Here is a 1668-nt window from a genome sequence, read left to right as displayed (position 1 = left end):
AACCTGCGCCATCGCGCCCCGCGCTTTCTCAATCGCACCAAACCGGAAGGCTGGCTCGCGCCGAGTCTGCGCCATCGCCTGGATACCACGCTAAGTTGGGTGGCACGCTTACAGCGGCTTGCGCCCCCTGTAACCAACGCAAAGGCAATCAGCCGCTTGCGATCTTCCTCCAGGACAACCCGGCGCTGCTGCGCCGCATCCAGGCACAGGCTAAGGTGCCACTCAGAGATGCCGCTGCTGTGAATGCCACCCGCTGGGCGCTGTTCGAGCGACTGAAGGCCACGGGGTTGCCCGTGGCGAGCAGCTCCGGTGCTCAGACCAAATACAACCGTCAGCGTTTCGGGATTCCCAAGACCCATGCGCTCGATGCCGCCTGTGTCGGTCCACTCGATACGCTGCATGGCTGGAATCGGCCAGCACTGGCCACCAAAGCCACAGGGCGGGGCAGCTATCAGCGCACCCGACTGACTCGCTTCGGCTTCCCGCGCGGGTATCTGATGCGTGAGAANGGCAGCTATCAGCGCACCCGACTGAATCGCTTCGGCTTCCCGCGCGGGTATCTGATGCGTGAGAAACGCATCGAGGGTTTCCAAACCGGGGATCGGATCGTTGCCCAAGTGCCGAGCGGGAAAAAGGAGGGACCCCATAGCGGTCGCGTCGCCGTGCGCGCATCAGGGAGTTTTAACATCCAGACCGCGCAGGGCGTGGTGCAAGGGATCTCACACCGCTATTGTCGCGTGGTGCAACGTGCCGACGGTTATAGCTATCGTCTTCAACCCATTTTAACGGAGGAAGCGAGACGGGTTGCCTAACCGCGCTGCGCGCGGTGCGCTTTCCCTCCCCGCCCTTAAGGGCGGGGTTTCTCGCGCAAGACAGATGAACATTGTGACAACTGAAATCCCCGGCGTGCTGATCATGGAACCCAAGGTGTTTGGCGATGAGCGGGGCTTTTTCCTGGAAACCTGGCAGCAGACACGCTATGCTGAGGCTGGCATTGGCCCGAACTTCGTGCAGGATAATCTGGCCTACTCGCGCCAGGGCGTGCTGCGCGGGCTGCATCTGCAAAATCCCTATGCGCAGGGCAAACTGGTGCAGGTGCTACGCGGCGAGGTGTTTGATGTGGCGGTCGATGTGCGGCAGGGCTCACCCTGGTTCGGGCGCTGGATCGGTTGCCTGTTAAGCGCCGAGAACAAGCGTCAGTTTTGGGTACCGGAAGGCTTTGCGCATGGCTATCTGGTCACGGGTGAGGATGCCCTGTTTAACTACAAGTGCACCGACCACTATCACCCCGAAACTCAGTTCTCGGTGCGTTGGGATGATTCCGCCCTGGGCATTGACTGGCCGCTGAGTGGCACCCCCACCCTGTCCGCAGCTGATCGCGACGCCCTGCCGCTGGCTGAGATTGCCTCTGAGCGCCTGCCGGTGTTTACTCCCACATTGCCCGGCTCACCTGGAACCCCCTGAAGTCGTCAACTACCCCGGCCTAAAGGCCGGAGCTTGAAAAAGCTCGGTTGACCAGGGCAAGCGGTGAGAACCCGCTCCGTGCATCACAGGTCGTCAAGACCCACTCCGGGATGCTTCCTCAGTCCCGGACCCTGGAAGATCAGGATCATGCTGGCGAAAGGCAAAGCGCCGAAGGTGTTGATCGCCGCCGCGAGGCGGGAGCCG

General features: G+C 61.9%; 2 protein-coding genes and 1 pseudogene. All 3 read left to right on the top strand.

Annotated features, from left to right (window positions below; genetic code table 11):
* Positions 1–3 precede the first annotated feature (3 nt).
* The 3 genes and pseudogenes from CKO36_RS20625 (at position 4) to rfbC (ending at position 1464) form a co-directional block, all read left to right on the top strand.
* Positions 4–243, top strand: coding sequence for an RRXRR domain-containing protein (locus tag CKO36_RS20625; protein WP_420826360.1), 240 nt, complete (start codon positions 4–6; stop codon positions 241–243).
* Positions 244–509: 266 nt separating this feature from the next.
* Positions 510–812, top strand: a pseudogene (locus tag CKO36_RS20040) (RNA-guided endonuclease IscB); the annotation flags it as partial.
* A gap of 64 nt (positions 813–876) precedes the next feature.
* Positions 877–1464, top strand: a complete 588-nt coding sequence (rfbC, locus tag CKO36_RS19160) for a dTDP-4-dehydrorhamnose 3,5-epimerase (protein WP_200286492.1) — start codon at positions 877–879, stop codon at positions 1462–1464.
* The last annotated feature ends 204 nt before the right edge of the window (positions 1465–1668 follow it).

The organism is Rhabdochromatium marinum (assembly GCF_016583795.1).
GTDB classification, from domain to species: domain Bacteria; phylum Pseudomonadota; class Gammaproteobacteria; order Chromatiales; family Chromatiaceae; genus Rhabdochromatium; species Rhabdochromatium marinum.
The sequence above is the reverse complement of the archived record's forward strand: the minus strand, read 5'-3'. Positions and strand labels throughout refer to the sequence as shown.

Excerpts from the sequence above, each read along its gene's own strand:
- rfbC (WP_200286492.1), top strand. The coding sequence starts at position 877 with ATGAACATTGTGACAACTGAAATCCCCGGCGTGCTGATCATGGAACCC.